Here is a 23,685-nt window from a genome sequence, read left to right as displayed (position 1 = left end):
GCGCTTGCGTGCGCTGCTGCACTTGAGTGAATCTGCTTCACCAGATGCCCATCTCCGCGAAAGCTTGGTTTCTGTACGCCGGCAACGGCACGAGCACCGGTAGTCCCGCGGAGCTCGTACTCGAGGACTTCGAGCTGCCCTCGCTCGGTGCCGGCGAGGTCCTGGTCGAGCCGATCTACGGCTGCTGGGAAGGCAACATGGGGCATTGCCTCGAGCGCGATCCCATCGACGTTTGCCGATTCCGCGGCGAGAAGCGCGTGGTCATCGGCAATGCCGGCGTGGTGCGTGTTCTGCAGCGCGGGGACGGTGTGCAAGGCCACCCCGAGGGCGAGTGTGCCATCGTCTACCCCGGCACGGTGCTCGACCCGTGGGACTATCCGGTCAAGGCCTTCGCCTACGACGCACCGGGCACAATCGGCTTTCTCTCGACGCGGATGATCATCGCCGCCGACAACCTGCTGCCCCTGCCCTCGCCCAGCCGCTTTTCGAACATGCAGTGGGCCGCCTTCTCGGCGCGCTACACGACGGCGTGGTCGAACTGGAGACTCGCCTACGGTACGTACCGCTTGATGGTGCCCGCCGAGCGTCTTCCCACCCCCAACGTGTGGGGCTGGGGCGGAGGCACCACGCTCGCCCAGCTCGACCTCGCACGGCGCCACGGATGCAACGCGGTCATGCTCTCGGCCAACGACGATCGGCTCAAGAGCATCGAGCGCACCGGCGTCACGGCACTCGACCGGCGCCGCTTCGGCAATCTTTACTACGACGAACTTCGCGCAGGGACCGATGCCGCGTTCCGCCGCGCCTACCAACAGGCGGAGCTCGGCTTCGCGCGCGACGTCGAAGAGCGCACGCAGGGTCAGAAGGTGCAAATCTTCGTCGACTACATCGGCACGCCGTTCTTCCGCGCCACGCGCAAAGCGCTGTCGCGCGAGGCGGTGGTGACCAGCGCCGGCTGGAAAGAGGGCATGTCGACCGCGTTCATGCGCGCCACCGAGTGCATCGATCGGCATCAATACGTGCACACGCACATGGCCACGCGTCAGGAAGCGCGCGATGCGATCGCCTACGGCGAAGAGCACGGGTGGATGCCCACGCCCGACGAGCACGTTCACGGCTTCGAGGAGATCCCGGCGCTGGCGCGGAAGTTCCTCGCCGGCGACGTGGGCTTCTTTCCGTTGTTCGCGGTGAATCCGGAGACGTGACGAAGCGTTCACGAGGCCGCCCTCGCGGTGTCCTCGTCGAGCGCCTCCAGATCGCCCCCGAGCTCGCTGCCCGCGATGCGGAGCACCGCCTGCCGATCCGTTCGCACGAACAGGTGTTCGCCCTCGAGGGTGCGCAGCGAAAAGTCGCCCCGCGTGTGCTCCGCCCAGGCCGCGACGTCCTCGCGGGTCATGAGCGGATCGCGCGAGCCGCGCAACACGGTGATGGGGCAATCGAGCGGCGCTTCGTCGACGTAGCGGTAGCCGGCCATCATGTGCAGATCCGCGTAGAGCGGGGGCATCAGCACCGCGAGCGCATCGGGGTTGGCGAGCAGCGCCTCGGGAACGATCTGGAAGCGCCGCAGGAGCGCCGGCTCGGCGCCGTTCGTCAGCACGGAGTGCATCATCTCGGCCAACGCGGGGGACGGCCCACGGCGCGGCACGTAGGACGACGCGGCGATCAACCGCGTGGGCGCGAGCCGATGGCGCGCTCGAAGGCGCCGGGCGAGCTCGAAGGCGATCACGCCGCCCATGCTCGTGCCGAAGAAGGCGAACGGCAGATCGAGAAGCGGGGAGAGCTCGTGCTCGAGGGCATCGAGGACGGCATCGAGCCGCTCGACGAAGGCCTCGCCAAACCGACTCTCGCGACCCGGAAGCTGAATCGGGCAAACCTCCACACCGCGCGGCAGCCCCTTGCCCCAGCCGCGGTAGACCGAGGCGCCGCCGCCGGCGAAGGGCAAGCAAAAGAGACGCAGGCGCGCCTCGCCCGCAGGCAGCCGCTCCCTGCGACCGACCCACTCGCCGTTGCGCGGCATCGGTGCCGGCACCGTGGCCGGCGCGAGCCGCGTGGATAGCTCGGACGCGAGCGTGCGCGGGCTAGCGTTTCCGCTGAGAAGCTCGACGGGAACGTCCAACGCGAGGTCCTTGCGGATTTCGGAGCGCAGCTCGGTGAATTGGATCGAGTCGAAGCCCCATGCATCGAGCGTCATGTCGATGTCGAGCTCCCCGGAGGGTGCGCCGGCGAGGATGGCGATCTGCTGCAACAGGTACGCTTCGAGCCGAGCACGGCGCTCGGCCGGGGGCGCGTGCACCAACTGCACGCGGTCGATGCGGCTCGGGCGCGGGGCGGTGGGCAGCCCGCGCGCGGTCGTGAGGCGCCGGAGCACCTCCGGCTTGATCGGCGCATAGCGCAGGCCTTCGTAGGAGGTGACGAGCCTCCCGGATTCGTCGAGGATCCGCACGTCGGCCACCAGGAAGGTATCGCCCGGCGTGCGTGGCCGAAGGCGCGCATGACCGAAGCGCTTTCCCGGCGCCACGGTGAGCGCCCCGCGCGAACGATCCATGCCGACGCCGAGGTACGCATCGGAGACGCCTTCGTGGAGGACCTTCATCGCTTGCGCGCAGGCTTCCGCCGCACACGCCTCGGCGAACACCCGACCCGCGAGGCCCGCCGCAAGATGCGAGGCGAGGCCCGTCTCGGTGGGGTGGATCTCCGCGAGCAGCTCGCCCTCGCCCCACCAAAGCCGCCGAAGGCCTTTGAAGCTCGGTCCGAACCATTGCTCGGTGTCGGCCCACCGTGTGCGGTAGAACGCACCGGCGGAAAGCTCCGCGGGGCAGCGTGCGCGAATGTCCTCGAGCGGGGAAAGCTCGCGTTCGAGCGGCTCGTTCGAGAGGCGCAACCTCCCCGCCGAGTGCCGGCGAAAGGAACCGCCCGCGCCGGTGAGCAACTCGAACCCGGCGACGCCGCCGTCGTCCTTGGTGAGCACGAGGCGCATGCGAACGGGCGCATCGCCCGAGAGAATGAACGGCTCGAAGAAGGTCAATTCGGAGAGCTGTGCCTGTGCGCCATCGCCCTGCACGTCGGCCGCGGCGAGAATGGCCAGCGATACGTGCACCACGCCGCTGACCACGGTCGTGCCGAAGACGCGGAAGTCGCGCATCACGGCCAGGTCCGACGCCGACACCTCGCCCTCGAAGGTGATGGCGTCCACCGTCTCGCTGCGGGTCCCGAGCAGCGGATGGCCCTCCCGAACCCGCGACGCAGGGACGGTGCCCATCCAGTAGCGCTGACGCTGGAAGGGATACGTCGGCAACTCGAGGCGGCGGCGTGGCTCGGGATGGAGCGCGTCCCACGCGACGTCGGTACCGGTCACGTAGAGGCGTGCGAGGCTCCCGAGAAATGTCTCCGCCTCGTCTTTTCCAGGGCGCAACGATGGCAACCAGAGCGCCGTGTGATCGGGCAAGGTGGCCCGGCCGAGGGATGACAGCGTGGGCGCGGGCCCCAGCTCGATGAACGTGTCGATCCCGAGCTCCGCGAGGGCCTTCATGCCGTCGCCGAAGCGAACCGGCTGCCGCAGCTGCGCGCTCCAGTGCGCCGCACCCGGGATGGTACCTCGCTCGATGCGGCCGCTGACGCCGGACACGAGGTCGAGACGCGGTGGCTGGAAACGCAGCTTCGACACCGCCCGCTCGAAGTCGTCCAAGATGGGGTCCATCCGCGACGAGTGAAACGCATGCGAGACGGGCAGACGCCGGACCTTGATCCCCTCGGCCTGCAGCGCCATCGCCACGGCCGTGACGGCGTCCTCCTCGCCCGAAACGACGGTCTCCGTGGGCCCGTTGAGCGCGGCGATGTGCACGCCATTCCGGCCTACCATGGCTGCACGCACCGTGTCTTCGCCGCAGGCGAGCGCGAACATCGCACCGCCCGCGGGCAGCGACTGCATGCGCGTCGCGCGCTCGGCGACCAGCGCAACGGCGTCTTCCAAGGCGAGGGCGCCGGCCACGCACGCCGCCGTGATCTCGCCGACGCTGTGCCCCAGCACCGCGACGGGCTGCACGCCGAGGGCACGCCACGATTCGGCCAAGGCATACCCGAGCGCGAACAGGGCGGGCTGGACGAACGCCGTCGCGTGCGAGTCGTCCTCGAGCCGGTTCGAAAGCGAAAACCCGAGACGCGGCTCGAAGAGCTGCGCGCATCGATCGAAGGCGCGCCGAAACGCGGGCTGGCTGCGGTAAAGTCCGCGGCCCATTCCGGCGTACTGCGATCCCTGGCCGGTGAACAGAAACGCGATGCGCGGACGCGACTCGCCGCGCACCACACCCGAGACCGCGGCCGGCGTCGTGCGCCCCTGCCCCGCGGCCCCCAGGGCAAGGCGCAGCTCGGAGGTGCTCCGCGCCGTGATGGCCAAGCGATGCTCGGCGTGCGAGCGACCGGTGTTGGCGGTGAAGCACAGATCCGCCAGGGGCAGCGTGGTGTCCTCAGCCAACCGCGCCTCGTAGCGCAATGCGAGCGCCTTCAGCGCCTCGTCGCGCTTCGCCGATAGCGTCAGCAGATGAACGCCCTCGCCGTCGGCCAGCGGGACCTCGGCGGGCGCTTCTTCGAGCACCAGGTGCACGTTCGTACCGCTCCCACCGAACGAGCTGACCGCGGCCAGCCGCGCGCCGGCGTCGCGTTCCCACGCGGTCAACGCGCGGTGAACCTGCACCGGCAACTGGTGCCAGGGGATGTCGGGATTGGGCCTTTCGAAATGCAGATGCGGCGGGATCTGCCGATGCCGCAGCGCGAGGACCGTCTTGATGAGCCCCGCCATGCCCGCGGCCGACTCGAGATGGCCAATGTTCGTCTTCACGGAACCGACCGAGAGCGGCCGGTCCATCGAGCGCCCTTCGGCGTACACCTCACCGAGCGCGCGCATCTCGATGGGATCGCCGAGGGCGGTCCCCGTTCCGTGCGCCTCGACGTAGTCCACGTCCGACGGGCGCGCCCCCGCGTTCGACAGTGCTGCGCGGATCAAGGTGGCCTGCGACGCGGGGTTGGGCACCGTCAATCCACTGCGGGCGCCATCCTGGTTGACCGCGGAGCCCCGGATCACCGCGAGAATCGGATCTCGCCGCGCCAGCGCGTCCGAGAGGCGCGAGAGAACCACGACCCCGGCCCCCTCACCGCGTGCATAGCCGTCCGCCGAGGCGTCGAACGCCTTGCAGCGACCATCCGGCGAGAGCGCGCCGGCTTTGCCGAGCAAGAGCGAGCCGCTCGCGGAAAGGATCAAGTTCACGCCGCCGGCCAACGCGAGATCCGTCTCGCGCGAGCGCAGGCTCTGGCAAGCGAGATGCACTGCGACCAGCGACGACGAGCACGCCGTGTCCAGCGCCACGCTGGGCCCGCACAGTCCCAAGATGTACGAAAGGCGGCCCGCGATGAAGCTGAACGCGTTGCCACCGATCATCATCGGGTCGGCTTGCTTCGAATGGACGCCGCCCGGAGGGTATTCGCGGTTGGTGATCCCAACGAAGACGCCCGTGGCGCTGCCCGAGAGCCCGCGCGGAGCGCGCCCGGCGCGTTCGAGTGCCTCCCAACAGAGCTCCCAGAAGATGCGGTGTTGGGGATCGATGGCCGCAGCTTCGCGCGCGCTGATGTGGAAGAGCCCTGCGTCGAAGTGATCCACCTCCGCGAGAAAGCCGCCGCGGCGCACGTCGAGTGCCTCCGCGTCCCAGCGATCGCTCGGCGCCGGTCCGGTGGCATCGACCCCATCGCGCAGGAGTCGCCAGAAGGCTTCGGGCGAGTCGGCCCCGCCGGGAAAGCGGCACGCCATGCCGACGATGGCAATCGGCTCGCGCTTCTCGCGTTCGGCCGCCTCGGTGCGTGCTCGCAGCTGCTTGATCTCGGCCAGCGCTCGGGCGAGAACCTCTTGACGATTGGGCTCAGGCATCCAGGTCCACTCCCAGTTCCGCGAGTTCGGCCGCGATCTGCAAAACCAATTCGTCCTCCGAGAGGCTGCTTCCCGAAGGCGCCGCCAGCTCGGCCTGCGGCGGGGGCGCCGGTGCGGTGGAGGAAGAGGCGGGCATGGCACCGAGGAGAAACGCGGTGAGTGCCGCCACCGTCGGGTGCTCGAACACCATGGTCGGAGGAAGCGGCTGCATCAGATCCGTCTGCAGGCGCATACGCAGCTGCACGCTCATGATCGAGTCCATGCCCAGTTGGAAGAAGCCCTGATCCGAGCGAAGCGCCCTCGCATCCTCGTAGCCCATGGCCTCGGCCACACGCGCGCGCACGTGGCCTCGAAGCAGCACGAGCCGCTCTCCGTGATCCGACACCGCGGCCATCTTCGTGAGCAACTCGCCGGCGGCGGGCCCGGACCACTCGCCGTTCTCGGTCGCAATCTCATCGAGGAGGGGCCTGCGTCGCTTGGCCTCGAAGATCGGCTTGAAGCGCGTCCAGTCGAGGTTGGTGAGAACGCGTTGCGTGGCCGTGGTACCGGTGAAGCGACCGAGAATCTCCAAGGTGGGCGCCGGCGACATCACCGCATAGCCCATTTGCGCAAAGAGCTTTTTCAATTTGGGATCTTCCGCGAGCGCAATGCCCATGCCTCCACCCGCCCAGGTGCCGAGGCCAATGCTGGTCGCCGCACGACCGTGCGCACGTCGGTGGTGCGCCAATGCATCGAGGAAGTGGTTGGCCGCCGAATAGGGCCCGAGCGACGCCGCACCCCACGTGCCCGCCACGGAGGAGAGCAACACCATGAAGTCGAGCGGGAGGTCGGCGGTGAGCTGCTCGAGGATCCACCCGCCGCGCAACTTGGCCGCAAGCACGGTTTCGAGCAACGGAGGGTCGACCTCGGCGAGCGTGGCCGCACGGTTGATGCCGGCGGCGTGGATCACGCCCTTGAGCACCGGGCCCTCGCGCGTGAGCTCTTCGAAGAGCGTCTTCATGCTCGCCGCATCGCTGGCGTCCGCCGCGCGCACCCGCACGGATGCACCGGCGCGCTCGAGGGCAACGATGGCCGGATCCGATGGGCGCGGTGTTCGTCCGGTGAGCACCAGGTGACGTGCGCCGCGTTCGACCATCCACCCCGCGAGGTCGAGACCGAGCCCTCGCACGCCGCCGACGACCAGGTACGTCGCATCGTCACGAAAGGTCGCAGCGATGGGAAGCTCGTCGCCGGAGGTGCGCGCGAGACGGGCAACCCGACGCACGCCATCGCGGTAGGCCACTTGGTCTTCGCCATCCGAGTGCAAAATCTCCCCGAGCAGGACCCGGGCTTCGTCGGGGGAAGGGCGCGGATCCAGGTCCACCAGGCCGCCCCACCACTCCGGGTGCTCCAGCGCCACCACACGCGCCATGCCCCAGAGCGGTGCGTGCACCACGTTCGGCGGGTGCGCGGAGGCGGGCTGGGTGCCTCGTGTGACGAACCACAACTTCGCACGGGCGTTCTGCGCGGCGAGCGCGCGAACCAACGGCGGAATGGTGCCGCAACCAATGCGCTGCGCAGCATCGAGCGCGTCGACGGTCAGGCCCTCCATGGCGGGCGCGTCGAGTCCCCACAGGTGCACGACCGCGCGCAAGCGGCTGCCCGCACGCTCGAGGAGCGACGGCCAGTCATCCTCGCTCCGCGCGGTGAGGACCTCGTGGCCGCGCGCCACGAGTTCGCGGGCGAGGCGATCGCCGACGCCGGATGCATCGGCAAGCACCAGGTACGTTCCACCCGCATCGCCTGCTTTCGGCTCCAGCGACGGTGCGGACTTCCATTGTACGTCGTAGAGCCACTCGCGCGCACCGAGATCCGCCGACGCCTCGACCAGCGAGCGCGGCCCCGACGCGAGATGGACCGACGCCTCCAGCGCGACGCGCCCGGCGTCGTCGAGGATGCTCACGTGCTCGTGCCGCGCGTAGAGCCAGCAATGGCGGCCGGTGATTCGGCGGTGAAAGCGCACGTTTTCGAAGCGCACGGGCATCCGAGGGTCTTCGCCCGGAAGCACGCCTCCGATGCGAAGGGCCAATTCGATGGACGCCGGATGCACGCGGAATGCATTCGCGGAGGCGCCGTCGGGAAGGCGAAAGAGCCCGAGCGCCTCGCCATCGCCGCGCCAAACGCGTTCGAGCCCGGCAAAGCTTTCGCCATACGCGAGGCCGCACTCCTCGAGCTGCTCGAGGTGCTGCCCGCCCGTGAGCTCCCGCGGGCAGCGAGCGCGCACCTCGGACAGCGACATGGCGACGGGCGGATCCGCGGCGACTGCGCGAAGCCCTCCGGAAGCGCAAAGCCGTTGGGCCGCGTCGTAGAGCTCGAACTGCATGCGGTCGTCCGCGCCCGGAACGAGAACGAGCTGCCCCTCGACGGAGCCGTCGTCGCTCAGCCGCGCGGGCTCGTGCACCGTCCATGATTCGAGGGCGACGGAGCCCACGTTCAGGGCCTCCACCGCCGCGGCGATCACCGCTTCCAGAAGCGACGTTTGCGGCAGAATGCCCACGCCATGCGCGCGATGGTCTCGCCAGAGGGCCAAGCCGTCCGCGGGCGAGGCGACCTCGAAAAAATGCTCCCTCGACGCCCGCGCAGACACGAGACGCGCGCCGAGCAACGGGTGCGCCCGCGCCGTCGGGGGCAGCCTCACCTCGGACGAAGTTGCGACGGGCGCGGTCCAATGGCGTTTGCGCTGCCACGGGTACTTCGGCAGATCGACGACGCGCGCATCGGCCGAGCCCATGCTTCGGAAATCGAGGGGCGCGCCCGCCGCAAAGAGGCTTGCCGCCGTCTGCATCATGGCCGTGCGATCGTCCTCGGGCCGGCGCAACGAGGAGAGCACGGTGCCCTTGGCCCCCACCTGGTGCAGGCCCTGCTCGATGGGGTTGATCAACGAGGGATGCACCCCGAGCTCGAGAAAGGCGTCGAAGCCCTCGTTCAAGAGGCGCTCCACCGCAGGCCAGAGATGAACCGGCCGAACGAGGTTCGCCGCCCAGTAGGCCGCGTCCAACTCGGGCTCGGGCCCTTGCCCGGGCACGGACGAGAAAAAAGGCACCTCGGGGCGCCGTGGCTTCAACGTCGCGAGCTGGCGAAGCATGTCGCCCTCGAGCGCCTGCAACGCCGGACTATGCCCCGCCACGTTGGTGGCAAGGCGCTGGCAGAACACGTTGCGCTGTTTGAGCGCCTGCAGCACGCCCTCGAGCGCCTGCGGCTCGCCGGAGAGCACGGTGATGCGAGGTGCATTGGCACCGGCGACGAACACGCTGCCGGAGACCCCGAGCTCCTCGAGCAGCGCAGGCGCCTCTTGGTACGGGACCTCGACGACCATCGCTCCGCCGCGCGAACCCGACGCTTGGACGCGGCGAATGAGTTGGCTGCGCACCACGATCGCGTGCGCCGCATCCTCGAGCGAGAGTGCGCCGGCCACGTGGGCCGCCGCGACCTCGCCCATGCTGTGGCCCACCACGGCCTCGGGCTCGATGCCCCACGAGCGCCAGAGTGCCGCGAGGGACACTTGGATCGCGAACAGCGCAGGCTGCACGAGGTCGAAGGAATCCGCGCGCACCTGACCTTGGGCAATCAGGTCCCGTACGGAGAACGACGCGTGCTTGGCGATTGCATCCGAGCACGCGCTCAGTGCATCCCGAAAGACCGGCTCGTCGCGCAGCAAGCCCGCGGCCATGCCCGGCCACGGCGTGGTCAGGCCGGAGAAGACGAACACCCACTTGCGCCGGCCCTGCGATGCCGGAGCGGGCGGCTGCTCGAGCCATCGCTTCAACGCAGCCGTCCACTCTTCGAGCGTGCGTCCCACCACGGCCACGCGGTGTGCATGGTGCTCGCGCCGGGCGCCCGCCGTGAAGGCCACGTCCTCGCTGCGCGCGAGCTCCCCGCGGCCCAGCGCTTCGATGTAGCGCTGGGCGAGCACGCGCAACGCCTCGGGGCTTCGCGCGGAGAGCGGCAGGCAACGGGCGCGCGCCGGCGACTCGGTCTCCGCGGGCCGGTGCGCCTGCTCGAGCACGACGTGCGCGTTGGTGCCGCTCATGCCGAACGAGCTGACACCGACGACGCGGGGCTCTTCGGCGCGCCAGGCGGTTCGCTCGACGGGAACCTTCACCGGGAGACGTTCCCAGGGGATGAGCGGGCTCGGTTCGCGGAAATGGAGGTGCGGCGGGATCTCGCCGCGCTCCAAAATGAGAACCCCCTTGATGAGCCCCGCGACGCCGGCGCTGGCCTCGAGGTGCCCGATGTTCGTCTTCACCGATCCGACCAAGATGGGATTTCCCGAGCGCCGCTCCCCCAGGGCCGCGGCGAGCGCTTGCATCTCGATGGGATCGCCGAGCGGTGTTCCTGCGGCGTGAGCCTCGACATAGTCAACCCGCGCCGGATCGACCCCGGCATTGGCGATTGCTTGCCGGATCACCGCCTCTTGCGCGGGTCCATTGGGAACGGAGAGCGCGCTGGTGCGCCCGTCGTGGTTGACCGCCGAGCCGCGAACGATGGCGCGAACCCGGTCGCCGTCTCGCACGGCATCGGAGAGCCGCTTCAGCACGACCACGCCGCAGCCCTCTCCGCGCGCGTAACCGTCGCCCGAGGCATCGAAGGTCTTGCACCGGCCATCGGCCGCAAGCGCACCGGCCTGCGAGAAAAAGACGAACGGCTCCGGCGCGAGCATCATGTTCACACCCGCCACGAGGGCGAGATCGGCTTCGCCATCGAGCAGCGACTTGCACCCCAGGTGCGTCGCAACCAGCGACGAGGAGCACGCCGTGTCGATGGAGAGGCAAGGGCCCTGCAGCCCCAGGGTGAAAGAGAGCCGGCCTGCCGCACAGCTATGCGCCGTCCCCGTCACCATGTAGGGTTCGAGCCGGCTCGCCGGGCCGGCCTGTTGAAGGGCGAGGTAGTCCGAGCTGGCGATGCCGACCATCACCGCCGTGCGGCTGGCCGCGAGGCGGGCGGGAACGCAGCCCGCATCTTCGAGAGCTTCCCAGCCCACCTCGAGCAGCAACCGCTGCTGCGGGTCCATGGCGCTCGCCTCGCGCGGGGCCATTCCGAAGAACTCCGCGTCGAAGCCGTCGAAGGGAACATCGCGCAAGAAGCCGGCGCGGCGCGTGGCCATCTTGCCCGGCGCGCCCTTTTCGGGGCTGTAGAACGCCTCGACGTCCCAGCGCTCGGGTGGCATGTCGCTCGTGCCGTCGACGCCGTCGCGCAACAACGCCCAGTAGGCCTCGATGTCGTTCGCGCCGCCTGGGAAACGGCAGGCCATGCCGATGACCGCGATGGGCTCGCGGACAGCGCGTGCAGCGGTGATGGCCGGCACCACGGACTGTGCCTCGAGGTAAGGCAACTCGCGCAGCAGATGGTCGACCATCGACCTGACGGAGGGATGATCGAACGTCACCGTAGAGGACAACAGGTGGTCGAGCCCGACCTCGAGCCGCTTGCGCAACTCGGCGGACATCAGCGAATCGACCCCCAGATTGAAGAACCCCGCCTCGGTGTCGAGTGGCTCGTCGGGCCCGAGCGCAAGAACGGCGCGAACGGCCGTCTCGACGTGCGCCGTCAAGAGATCGCGCCGCCGCCGCGCTGGAGCCTCGTGGAGCTTGCGCGCCAACTCGCCGCGCCTCACCGAGGGACCCACCGGCACGTCGGGCGAGGCTTCGTTGGTGAGCCAGAAGCGCTGCCGCTCGAAGGGATAGCTCGGCAAGGTGCAAAGGCGATGGCCGCGACCCGCATGGAAGGCCGCCCAGTCGATCTGCGCGCCCTTGACGTAGAGCTCCGCGAGCTCCTGCTCCGTCGTCGTCGCGGGCGCCGCCGGCTGCGGCACGTTCGCCGAGAGCGCGCGGAGCTTTTCGCGCAAGTCCTCGGCCGAGGTCCCCACCACCGCCGCCCGGTGTTCGAAGTGCGCGCGGCCCGTACTCGCCGTAAAGCAAAGGTCCCCGACGGACGTGTGCCCCGCCGCGAGAACATCGGCATAGCGCTGCGCGATCGTGCGCAGTGCCTCGTCGCTCTTGGCGGACAGCGGCAGCACGTACAGCGAGCCCGCAGGCACCGCGGACTCCACCGCGCACGCATCCTCGACGCCGGCGACGAGCATGTGCGCGTTCGTTCCGCTCATGCCGAAGGCGCTCACCCCGGCCACACGCCGGCCTGGCAGCCATGGCGTGGAGGCATCCGCCACACGCACGGGAAGGCGCTCCCACGCAATGTGCGGGCTCGGCTCGCGCACATGCAGATGCGGAAACAGCTCTCCTCCCTGCACGGCGAGCACCGTCTTGAGCAGACCCGCAATCCCTGCCGCCGACTCCAGATGACCGAGGTTCGTCTTGACCGACCCCACACCGAGCGGCGCCACGCGATCTTCGCCGTAGACGGCGGCCAGCGCATCCATCTCGATGGGATCGCCGAGGGCGGTGCCCGTGCCATGCGCCTCGACGTACCCGACGTCGGCCGGCGTCAGCCGGGCCGCGGCCAGCGCTTCACGGATGACCGCTTGCTGCGCGCGCCCGTTGGGAACGGTGAAATTGCTCGACGCGCCGTCGTGTTGGACCGCACCACCGAGAAGCGTGGCGAGCACCCGATCGCCATCGCGCTGGGCGTCGGAAAGGCGCTTGAGGACGATCATCCCGCAGCCTTCGCCCCGGGCAATGCCATTGGCGGCCGCGTCGAAGGTCTTGCAACGCCCATCCGGCGACAACGCGCGCAGCCGCGACAGCATCACGAACGAGAGCGGCGAGAGCAAGAGCATCACCCCTCCCGCAATCGCCGTGGTGCACTCCCCCGCCCGAAGGCTCTGGCACGCCAGATGGACCGAGACGAGCGACGACGAGCACGCGGTGTCCACCGCCATACTCGGTCCCTGCAGGCCGAGCACGTAGGAGATCCGCCCGGCCGAGAACGCAAAGCCCCACCCCGTGGCCGTGTACGGATCGATCGCCGAGGGGGCCGTTGCGCTGAGGAAGGCGTAATCGCTGACGCTGATGCCGACGAACACGCCGGTGCGGCTGCCGGCGAGACGAGTCGGGGGCAAGCCCGCGTGCTCGAGCGCCTCCCAGCTCACCTCGAGCAACAGACGCTGCTGCGGGTCCATCGCATTGGCTTCGCGCCGGGTGATGCCGAAGAAGCGGGCATCGAAGTCCGCCACGCTCGGTCCTTGGAGGAAGCCGCCCGAGCGCGTGTACATCTTGCCGATCGCGTCGGGATCGGGATCGTACCAGCGGTCGATGTCCCAGCGGTCTTTCGGTACCTCGACGATGGCGTCGCGCCCCTCGCGAAGGAGCCGTCGATACGATTCGAGATCGCTGACCCCACCGGGAAAGCGGCACCCGGCGCCGATGATGGCAATCGGCTCGTTTCGGGCGTGCTCGAGCGCGTCCACTTTGGCCTGGAGCTTCTTCAAGGCCAACAAGGTTCGCTTTTGCATCGCGAGATCGGCGGACGCGTCGCTCACTCGCCGAGCTCCTCGTCGGACAACACCGTCTGGGTCATCTCGAGCAGGGCCGACGCAACCTCGTCGGCCGAAAGGCCTTCCACTTCGCTCGCCAAGTGATCCTCGCGCGGCAGGCGCGCAGAAGAAGAAAGAGACGGAGGCGCCTCGCCGAAAAGCCGCCCTTTGAGGTAGCGCGACAAGGACTCGACGGTGGGGTAATCGAAGACCACCGACGTGGACAGCGACAGATCGAACGCCGCCTCGGTGCGACGTTTGAATTGCAGTGCGGACAGCGAGTCCATCCCCAGCTCGAAGAAGCCGCGCCATGGCTCGGGCGGACGCGATGGCGGATGGCCCAAGAGCTCCCCCAGCTGACCGCGCAGGTGCGCGACGAGCAACTCGTCAACGTCGTGCAGCGCCGCGGCTCGAAGGCGCTCGACGATGCGCGGGCCGGCCGCCGGCGTCTCGCCCGGGCCGGAGGCAACCTCGGAGAAGAGCGGCGGCAACACGCGGAAGTCCGAACGGAGGCCTTCCCAATCGATGGACGCCACCGCCACCTGCGGCGCCTGCGCACCGAGCAGATGACCGAGCACACGCAATGCGTCGGCGGCCGGCATGGGACGGAGCCTGTGCGCGTCCCAGCGGGCGCGATGAACGGTGGACGCCTGCCCGGCACCCGCCCACGGGCCGAAGTCCACGGCGGTCGCCGCGAGCCCCAGCTGCCGCCGATGGTGCGCGAGCGCTCCGAGAAACGCGTTGCCCGCTGCGTAGTTGGCCTGCCCCGGCGCACCCAGGATGGCCCCCACCGACGAGAAGAGCACGAAAAGATCGAGCTCGCGGCCGCGCGTGAGCTCGTGGAGGTTCCATGCGCCATCGATCTTCGGCGCCATCGCCGCACGCAGGCGCTCGGGCGTGAGGTGCGCGATCATTCCCTCGTCGAGCACACCCGCCGCGTGGACCACTCCGCGCAACGGAGGCAGCACTCGATCGATATCGGCGAGCGCGGACGCGAGCGCGTCGGCGTCGGCCACGTCGGCCTGCGCCACGTGCACCACGGCGCCCATCCGGCGCAGTCGATCGAGCGCCGCATCGTGTGCGCTCGCCGGCGGACGGCGCGCGAGCAGGGCCAGGTGACGCGCGCCCTGCTCGACGAGCCAGCCCGCCACCTCCAGGCCGAGCGCACCCAGGCCGCCGGTCACGAGGTACGTGGCATCGGCGCGCACGTGAAGCGGTGCCGCAGCGCCAAGCTTGGCCGGCGCGAGCCGTGCGACGAATCGGCGCTCGCCGCGCAGGGCCACCTGGGGTTCATCTCCTGCATCGAGCTCGCGCAGCAGCATCGCGGCCGTCCCGGCATGGCTATCGGGACCGAGATCGATGGCCGTGCAGGAGAGCTCGGGCAGCTCGTGCATGAGCGAGCGCGCCAACCCCCAGAGGGGCGCCTGGGCGCATGCGATTGTCCCCGGGTGCTCGCCGACGGCTTGGCTCTCGCGCGTCACGAGCCATAGACGAGTCGTGCCAACGAGCCCGTGCTGCTGCAAGGATTGCACGAGACGCACCGCACTGCCGACCCCCTCATGCTGCGCGGTGCGCAGCGCGGCGAGGCTCGTGGAGGCGGCATCCAGGCTCGTGAGGTGCACGACCCCCACGACGCCGCCCCACGCGCGGATCCGCTCGAGGGACGACGCGAAGGGATGCTCCGCCTCGAGCTCGCGCCGCCATTCCGCGGCGCTCAGCGCGAGGCAAGGTTCACCGCGCGCCTCGATGCTGCGGCACAATGCGGCACCGACGCCACCTTCGTCGCAGAGCAGCAGCCAGCCGCTCACGGAAGCACCACGGGCGGCCGGGACATCTGCACGACGCCAGGTCAGCGCGTACATCGCATCCGGAAGGACGTCGCCCACCGGTGTGATCTCGGGACGCGCGACCTCGGCGAGCGGATCGTCGATCCAGAAGCGTTCGCGCTGCCATGGGTAACCTGGAAGATCGACGCAGAATGCGGCCGGAGCGTGGATCGCGTTCCAATCGAGCGCGGCGCCGCGGACGTAGAGCTGTGCGGCACTTTGCAACATCGTGAGCCAGGCGTCCTGCGTCGCACGCAGGGATGGAAGGCACACGGCATCGGAAGGCAACAGGGGTGTGGCCAACCCAAGCAGCGCAGGTTGGGGGCCGACCTCGAGAAATACGCGACTGCCGCGCGCGAGCAAGGTCTCGACTCCTTGCGCAAATCGCACGGGCTCGCGGATTTGCCGCTCCCAATAGTGCGCGTCGATGGATTCGGCGACCTGCCCCGTGAGGTTCGTCACCCACGTGCACCGCGGCAACGCATGCCGAACGCCGGCAGCGCTGCGCGCGAACGCGGCCATCATCGGCTCCATCGCGGCCGAATGAAACGCGTGCGAGACATCGAGCGCCCGCGACCGAACGCCGCCCGACGAAAGCACGGCCACGGCGGAGTCCACGTCCGCCTTGGGGCCGGAGAGAACCACGCTCCGCGGACCATTGAAGGCCGCCATCGAGACCGCCGTTCCCAGCAACGGGCGCACATCCTCCTCGGACGCCTGCACCGACACCATCGCGCCGCCGGCGGGCAGCGCTTGCATCGCGCGACCGCGCTCGGCCACCAGCGCAAGGGCTTCCTCCATTTCGAGCACCCCGGCCGCGCACGCCGCGGGGAACTCTCCCGCGCTGTGACCGAGCACGGCGTCGGGCACGACGCCCCACGCGCGCCACACCTCGCAGAGCGCATACTCCAACGCGAACAGTGCAGGCTGCGTGTAGTGCGTCTGCTCGAGCGGCGTGGCTTCGTCGAAAAGAATCTCGGTGAGCGGCTGCGGGAGCTTGCCCTCGAGCACGCGCGCGCATCGATCGATGGCGCTGCGAAAAACAGGGTGCGACGCATACAGCGCCCGTCCCATCCCCGCATACTGCGAACCTTGTCCCGTGAAGAGAAACGCAACCCGCGGCGCTTCCTCGGTTGTCACACGCCCCACGGACACGCGTCCGTGAGGCCCGCCATGGGCGTACGCCTCGAGCGCCTCGGCCAAATCGATATGGCCATTCCCCACGGCCCCGAGGCGAAAGGCATGGTGCGCGCGCCGTGCACCTGCCGTGAAGCAGATGTCGCCCAGCGCCTGCCGCTGGCCCTCGTCCGAGCGCAAGAAGGCGGCATACGCCGAGGCCTGCGCGCGCAGCGCCGGCTCACTGCGCGCCGAGACGGCGAGCAGATGCCACGGCCGCGTGTCCTCGGCCGCGGGCACGGCACGCGCGGGTGCCTCCTCGAGCACCACGTGCGCGTTGGTCCCGCCGATGCCGAAGGAGCTCACACCGGCCCGGCGCGGATGCTCGCCCTGCGCCCATGGCCGCGGCTCGGTGGGCACGAAGAACGGCGTCGCCGCGAAATCGCAACCGGGGTTCGGCGCTTGAAAATGCGCGAGCGGCGGCAGCTCGCGGTGCTCGAGAACGAGGACCGCCTTGATCAACCCCGCCACACCTGCCGCCGACTCGAGGTGTCCCAGGTTCGCCTTCACCGATCCCACGGCGCACGCACCCTGCGGCACCCCGGCGAACACCTCGGACAGCGCTTGAATCTCCAGCGGATCGCCCACGCGCGTGGCCGTACCGTGGCACTCCACGTAACCCACCGTGCGGGGCTCGACGTCTCCCACGCTCAGCGCCTCCGAGATCACGCGCACCTGGCCCTCGTGGCTGGGCGCCATGTAACCAACCTTGGAGGCTCCGTCGTTGTTGATGGCCGAGCCCTTGATCACGGCGCGAATCGGATCGCCGTCGCGCAAGGCGTCCGAGAGGCGCTTGATGAGCACCACCCCCACGCCGCTTCCCTGAATCGTGCCCGCGCCGCGCGCGTCGAAACTGCGGCAACGGCCATCGGGCGAAAGGATGCCGCCCTCCTGGTGGATGTAGCCGATTCGCTGGGGCACCCGCAGGCATACGCCACCGGCCAGGGCCATGTCCGACTCGCCATCGAGAACGCTCTGGCAAGCCATGTGCACGGCCACCAGCGACGTGGAGCACGAGGTCTGCACGCAAACGCTCGGCCCGCGCAGATCGAGTTTGTACGAGACGCGGCTGGCCAGGTAATCCTTGTCGTTCGCAACCTGCAGCTGCAAATGCTCGATCACGGGCATCGAACCCGCCTCGCGAAGGAACTTGCGAAGCAGGTACGTGGAGTAGCTCGTTCCGGCGAAGACGCCGATGGCACCGGGGTAGCGCGCGGGATCGCAGCCGGCGTTCTCGAAGGCCTCCCAGGCGCACTCGAGAAACAAGCGATGCTGCGGGTCGATGAGCTCGACCTCCTTCGGGCTGAATCCGAAGAAGTCCGCATCGAACGTCTCGATATCGTCCAAAAACGATGCGGCGCGGACGTATTTCGGATGGCTCGACGCTTCGCCGGCCCCGGCGGCGTGCAGCTCGTCGTCCGTGAGATCCCGAACGCAATCGATGCCACCGCGGATGTTCTCCCAGAATTTCTCGAGCGTGCTCGCCCCTGGGAAACGACCCGCCATCCCCACGATGGCCAGATCCGAATCACTCATGCCGAACTTCCCCTTCGGCGGCCGCGTGCCTCGCGCCGGGCCGCCCCCCGATCGGCCCCCGTTCGGGCGGCGCCCCCGGCCGCTGTGCTGCTCCCCTTCTCCGCGAGGAAGGCCGCGAGGGCCCGCACCGTGGGGAAGCGGAATGGATCGGTCGCGCGCACGTCGGCCTTCAAGGCAGCGCGCAATGCGGCGGTGATGCGAACGATGGCCCCGGAGTCCGCGCCCAGCTCGAAGAACTGACCATCGGCGCTGATCTCGGGCAGCCCCAACGCATCCCGAACGATGTCCCCGATGGTCCGTTCGAGCTCGTTGCCCGGGGCCACGAAGACGGCCTTCGGCTGCGCCCGACGAGACGCCAGCGCTGCGAGGCCCTTTCGATCCACCTTGCCGTTCGCGCTGAGCGGCAACGCATCGGTGAAAACGAGCGCGGGGATCATGTGCGACGGCAAGCGGGCGCGCAGAAAGTCCAGGATGGCTGCCTCGGCGTCTTCGGCATGCCCTTGCGCGAGCACGGCGAAGGCCACCAGGCGCTTTCGCCCGCCGGGCGCCTCGGCGACGATGGCCGCGGCCGAACGCACCGCGGGGTGCTGCGCCAAGGTCGATTCGATCTCGCCCAGCTCGATGCGATGGCCCTGAATTTTGACCTGCAGGTCCTCGCGTCCGAGAAACTCGATGTTCCCGTCGGGAAGCAGACGCCCGAGGTCCCCGCTTCGATAGAGGCGCTCGCCGGTCCGAGGATGCTCGATGAATTTCTGCCGCGTCTTCTCGTCGTCGCCCCAATACCCGAGACCGACCCCGGTCCCGCCGATATGAAGTTGCCCAGGCACCCAAGTCGGACGCGGCTCGAGGTTCTCGTCGAGCACGTAGTAACGCGCATTGGCCATCGGGCGCCCGTACGGGATGCTCGGCCACGCCGGATCGACCTTCCCCACCGGATAGCAAATGTCCCAGACCGCCGTTTCGGTGGGCCCGCCCGCGGCAATGACTTGGGCCTCGGGCGCGAGTGCTCGAATGCGATCGGGCAAGGTCACGGGGACCCAATCGCCGGAAAGCACCACCTTGCGCAACGCCGTGGGGCGAGGCTGCGAAGGATCACGCTCAAGGGTTTCGACGAGCATCTCCATGAAGGCCGGTACGGAGTTCCATACGGAGACGCCTTCGCGATTCATTCGCTCGAGCCAGTGCAAAGGATCTTTGATCGCCGATGCGTCCGGCATCACGATGCAGCCACCCGCGCCAAGCACCCCGAAAAGGTCGTACACGGAGAGATCGTGATTGAGCGCCGTGAGCGCAAAATTACGGTCGTTCGCGCCGATGCCAAAACGCGCGTTCACGTCCAGCATGCGGTTGACCGCGTTGCGGTGCGAGAGCATCGCCCCCTTGGGCAGGCCCGTCGAGCCGGATGTGAAAAGGACGTAGGCGAGGTCCTCGGGCCTGGGCCTCTCCGCCGGCGCCTCTGCGTCCTGCGCGTCGTCGTCCTCCACGACGACGCATTCCACGCCATCGGGCCATGCCACCTTGGTGGCGACATGGCCTTGCGTCAGCGCCACGCGCACGCCGCCCTGCTGGAGCAGGTACCGCAGTCGCTCGGGCGGAAGCTCGGGGTCGACGGGCAAATAGGCCGCCGCCGCGCCATGGATCGCGAGAACGGCGACAACCTGTTCCCACCCTTTTTCCATGACCACGGCCACGACGCTGCCGCGACGGCAACCGAGCTTCGTCTTGAGGCGATGGGACAGGTGATTCGCGCGGCCCGCGAGTTCGCCATAGCCGAGCGTACGGCGCGAGGAAATTACGGCGGGCGCATCGCCTTGGAGCTTCGCTTGCTCCCAAAAGAGCGACGGCAGTGTTTCGTCGGGGATCGGCGCGTCGGTGGCGTTGAGCGCCTCGTAAAGGCGCGCGGTGTCCGCGGGCAGTTGAAAGCGCTGGTGGGGAAGCTCCGTCCACGCGGCCTCGTCGTTGGCGAGCCGCTCGAGGAGACTGCGATAGGCTTCGAACATCGCGTCGAGCATGCCCTCGGGAAACAGCTCCTCGACGACGTCCCACGAGGCGGCCAGCTCGCCGTTTTCCTGCTGGACCTGATTGTCCATCCAGATTTGCGGCGTTTGCGTGAGCGTGAAGACCGGTTCGGCAATTTGCTTCCAGGCCGAGGCCCAATCGGAAAAGCCCTCCGAGCGAAGGCTCAGAAGGCTCGCAAAGACGATGGGCAGCGAGGCGTTGGTGCTCTTGTTCACGCGGGCGAGCTCACGCAGCGCATGAACGCCGCTGATGTGCTGCGAGTGCTCCATGTCCGTCCACAGCTGCGCCTGCGCGCGCGTTGCACGCGTCTCGAAGCTTTCGGGAACCGAGAGATCGAGCCCCAGCAGCACCATCGACGTGAAGTCGCCGAGCAGCTCGGAGACCTGCGGATGGAGGGGCATCCGGCTGAAGAGCGGGATGTTGAGCGTGAAGCGCGGGCTCTTGCTCCAGCGACCGAGGATCTCCGCATACACGGAAATGAGGACCGTCGACAACGTCAGCCCGCGCAACTTCGCGCGCGCTTGCAGCCGTTCCCACTGCGCCGCATCGAGGCGTGTCACACGGCGATGAAAGCGCGTCTTCGCCAGCGACGATGGCGCACGGGCCAGGGGAAGCTCGGGTGGGGGCGGCAGCTCGCGCACCCGTTCGCGCCAATACGCGAGCGAGCGGCGCGCGGTTTCCGTGTCGCGCAGCTTGGCCTCCGCGAGCACGTAGTCGCGAAAGGACACATCGAGTGGCGGCAGCTCCGCATCCGGCCGCGCGTACGCCCGAGCGACATCGCGCGCCAAAAGGGCCAGGCTCCCGCCATCGATCTGAACGAGGTCGACGCTCTGGTGAAGCCGCGCCTTGCCGCCGGGCAGCAACGTGGCGCGCACCTCGACCTGCGGCCACACATCAAGCGGAAAAACTTGATGCGAGAGTTCGTCTCGCGTCCGGGCCAAGCCTGCATCGACCTCGTCCGCCGAGGCTTGGCTCAGATCGAGGACGGACATCCGCAGCGGCGGCACCTCGCGCAGGATCTGCTGGCGACCCTCGGGAAGAATGATCGCGCGGAGCATGTCATGGCGCGCAATGACCTTTTGCCAGGCGCGCTCCATGCGCGGCACATCGAGCGACTGGAACTCGTGCTCCCAGTAGACATGGATCGAGACGTCGCCCATGTCCGCCGCACCACCGCGCCCGAGCCAATAGGCCTGCTGGATGTCCGTGAGCGGAAACGGCTCGTCGCGATGGGCCGGATCGGGCGTGAGCCGCGGGGGCGCGTCTTCGGCCGGGGCCGCGGTGCGCCTTCGCAAGAACTCCAGCAATTGCGGCTTGTGGTGCGCGAGCCGTTGGCGGAGTTCCTCCGAGAGCACGCCTTTGGGTGCGCTCACCGACAGCTGGTCGTCCCTCGAGCCGAGGGAAAGTTGTATGCCTTTCTGCGCGAGCTCGGCGACGATGTCGTTGACGTTCATAGCTCGATGGTTTCCAGCTCCCCAGGATCGTTCGCTGCAAAGTGGTCGACCAAGTCCTGTACGAGATCGGCAATGCCCGCCCCTGCCAGGAGGCGCTCGAATGTCAGCGGAAAGCCGAAATCGGCTTTGAAACGACGCCGCAGTTCGACGGCCATCAGCGAATCGATGCCCAAGCGAATGAGCGATGTGGCGAGCGAGAGATCCTTCGGGCCGACGCGCAGCATGGTCGCGAGCTGCGAGGTGAGGTGCTCTTCCAGCAGGGTGCGGCGTTCGGAGGCGGGTGCCTCGCGAACTTGGGCTCCAATGGCCGGTGCCGTGGCGGGAATGGCGCGTGCGACGCCATCCGTCGGGCGGTGCAGCCAGAATCGCCGATGCTGCCAAGGATAATTGGGGAAGGGCACGCGGCGGTGACCGAAAGGCCGCTCGAAGCTGCGCCAGTCGATGTCGACGCCACGCTCGTAACGTTGCGCCATGGCCCGCGCGAGCACGTGCTCCTCGTGAGGAGAGTCCGCGTGCTCGTCGCGGTCCGGGTCCTGCAAAAACGCGCGCAGCTTGCCCGCAAGCTCCGCCGAGGTTTCACCGATAAAGGCCAAGCGATGCTCGAAGTGCGCACGACCGACATTCGCGCTGAAGCAAACGTCGCCCGCGGACAGCTCGGGGTGCGCCTCCAAGTGAGCGGCCACGCGCGCAACCTGCGCTCGTAGCGCGTCGGGCGTTCGCGCTGAAAGGGCCAGAACGTGAACGCGGCGGCTCGCGCGCGGTGGTTCCACGGAAGGTCGGGGCGGTTCTTCCAACAGGACATGGGCCAGCGCTCCGCTCAGCCCGAACGCGCTCACCCCCGCAATGCGCGGCCGTGCGCCACGCCGCCACGGACGGCTCTCGGTCGGGATGACCAAGGGCGTCCCCTCGAGCGGCACCCGCGGGTGCGGCGTCGTGTAGTTCAAATTCGGAGGAATCGTTTCGTGCTCGAAGGCCAGCATGACCTTCATGACGCCGGCCACGCCGCCCGCATATTCGAGCTGACCGATGTTCGTCTTCACGGCGCCGAGCACGCAACTCGAGCCATCGGCACGCGGCTCGCCGAAAACCGCCGAGAGGGCCGTCAGTTCGATGGCATCGCCGGCCCACGTCCCCGTGCCATGCGTCTCGATGTACCCCACGTCTGCCGGCGTGAGCTTGGCGCTCTCGAGTGCGGCGCGCAGGACCCGTCGCTCGGCGAGCGCATTGGGAATGGCCACGCCCTTGCCCGCCCCCGTGCTCTGCACCGCCGAACCCCGCACCAGCGCCAGCACCGGGTTTCCATCGGCCACCGCCTGCGAATAGCGTTTGAGCACGACGAGGCCGCAGCCCTCCCCCCGAACCATGCCGTCGGCGTTGGCATCGAAGGCCTTGCAACGCCCCTCGCGGGATAGGAGGCCGAGCTTCGAGAAGTAGACTTGAAGCTCGGGCTGGAGAAGCAGCGTGACCCCGCCGGCGATGGCCCGATCCGACTCGCGCCGACGCAGGCTCTCCGCCGCGAGATGAATCGCCACCAGTGACGATGCGCACGCCGCCTCGATGGACATCGTCGGGCCGTGAAAGCCGAACGCGTGCGAGAGGCGCCCGCTAGCCACACTCGCGAGCGTGTCCGTGGCGGTGAACGCATCGAGATCGCGGGGCTCGAGCACGCGGTTGTAGCCTTGGTTGGCCAGGCCGACGAAAACGCCGGTGCGGCTGCCCTGCAGCTCCGTCGGAGTTTCCCCGGCGTTCTCGAGCGCCTCCCAGCAGACCTCGAGGAGGAGCCGCTGCTGGGGATCCATCAACGCGGCTTCCTCGTGCGAAATGCCAAAGGCCTCCGCATCGAACGAATCGGCGCAGGCCAGGAACCCGCCTCGCCGGCTGCAGATCTTGCCCGGTGCGTCCGAATCGGGATCGTAGAGCGCATCGATGTCCCAGCGGTCCTTGGGCACCTCCGAGATCCCGTCTTTCCCTTGCTGAAGCAGCTCCCAGAACGATGCCGGATCGTCGACGTTGCCCGGAAAGCGGCAGGCCATGCCCACCACCGCAATGGGATCGTCCAGTTCACGCAGCCGGTCGCGGAGAAAATCGAGCTCTGCTGCGCTCAAGTCCGCGATAAAATTCAGCAATGATGCTCTTGTTTCGTCGCCCATCCACCCACCCAAACGTTCGGTACTCTTGCATTCCTTTGCCCGGAACGCACGGCAGAAGTGCGCTCCGATCCGCGGCGGCGCGAATGGACGGCCGCGAAGGATAGGTTGGACCGTCCGTGAGGAAGGGTTGCTCCGCCGGCTC

General features: G+C 68.8%; 6 protein-coding genes. 1 reads left to right on the top strand and 5 read right to left on the bottom strand.

Going from position 1 to position 23,685, the window contains the following annotated elements:
• Positions 1-26: 26 nt before the first annotated feature.
• Positions 27-1,205 (top strand): hypothetical protein, encoded by a 1,179-nt coding sequence (locus LZC95_51625; GenBank protein WXA94861.1) that lies wholly within the window; start codon positions 27-29, stop codon positions 1,203-1,205.
• 8 nt (positions 1,206-1,213) lie between these two features.
• On the opposite strand, the gene LZC95_51620 is transcribed toward LZC95_51625, so the two are convergent.
• Genes LZC95_51620 through LZC95_51600 form a run of 5 tightly spaced genes read right to left on the bottom strand, consistent with a single transcriptional unit; the run spans position 1,214 to position 23,519 of the window.
• A complete protein-coding gene (locus tag LZC95_51620) occupies positions 1,214-5,914 on the bottom strand; it encodes an acyltransferase domain-containing protein (GenBank protein WXA94860.1) in 4,701 nt (1,566 codons plus the stop codon).
• The gene (locus tag LZC95_51615; protein WXA94859.1) at positions 5,907-13,388 is read right to left on the bottom strand and encodes an SDR family NAD(P)-dependent oxidoreductase; all 7,482 of its coding nucleotides are present in this window, start codon (positions 13,386-13,388) and stop codon (positions 5,907-5,909) included. Before LZC95_51615 ends, LZC95_51620 begins: the two co-directional genes overlap by 8 nt.
• Complete coding sequence (locus LZC95_51610) at positions 13,385-17,920, bottom strand: type I polyketide synthase (protein ID WXA94858.1); 4,536 nt, start codon at positions 17,918-17,920, stop codon at positions 13,385-13,387. Before LZC95_51610 ends, LZC95_51615 begins: the two co-directional genes overlap by 4 nt.
• Entirely contained in the window at positions 17,917-21,393 is a 3,477-nt protein-coding gene (locus tag LZC95_51605; protein ID WXA94857.1) for an amino acid adenylation domain-containing protein, read from the bottom strand. The genes LZC95_51610 and LZC95_51605 overlap by 4 nt, the downstream gene beginning before the upstream one ends.
• Positions 21,390-23,519, bottom strand: a complete 2,130-nt coding sequence (locus LZC95_51600) for a phosphopantetheine-binding protein (GenBank protein ID WXA94856.1) — start codon at positions 23,517-23,519, stop codon at positions 21,390-21,392. The genes LZC95_51605 and LZC95_51600 overlap by 4 nt, the downstream gene beginning before the upstream one ends.
• Positions 23,520-23,685 lie beyond the last annotated feature (166 nt).

Source organism: Sorangiineae bacterium MSr12523, from assembly GCA_037157775.1.
In the GTDB taxonomy this organism is placed as follows: Bacteria; Myxococcota_A; Polyangia; order Polyangiales; family Polyangiaceae; genus Pendulispora; species Pendulispora brunnea.
The sequence above is the reverse complement of the archived record's forward strand: the minus strand, read 5'-3'. Positions and strand labels throughout refer to the sequence as shown.

What these genes read in the sequence shown, in the direction of transcription:
- LZC95_51620 (WXA94860.1), bottom strand. Translation starts at nt 5,914, where the DNA reads ATGCCTGAGCCCAATCGTCAAGAGGTTCTCGCCCGAGCGCTGGCCGAG.
- LZC95_51610 (WXA94858.1), bottom strand. Translation starts at nt 17,920, where the DNA reads ATGAGTGATTCGGATCTGGCCATCGTGGGGATGGCGGGTCGTTTCCCA.
- LZC95_51605 (WXA94857.1), bottom strand. Translation starts at nt 21,393, where the DNA reads ATGAACGTCAACGACATCGTCGCCGAGCTCGCGCAGAAAGGCATACAA.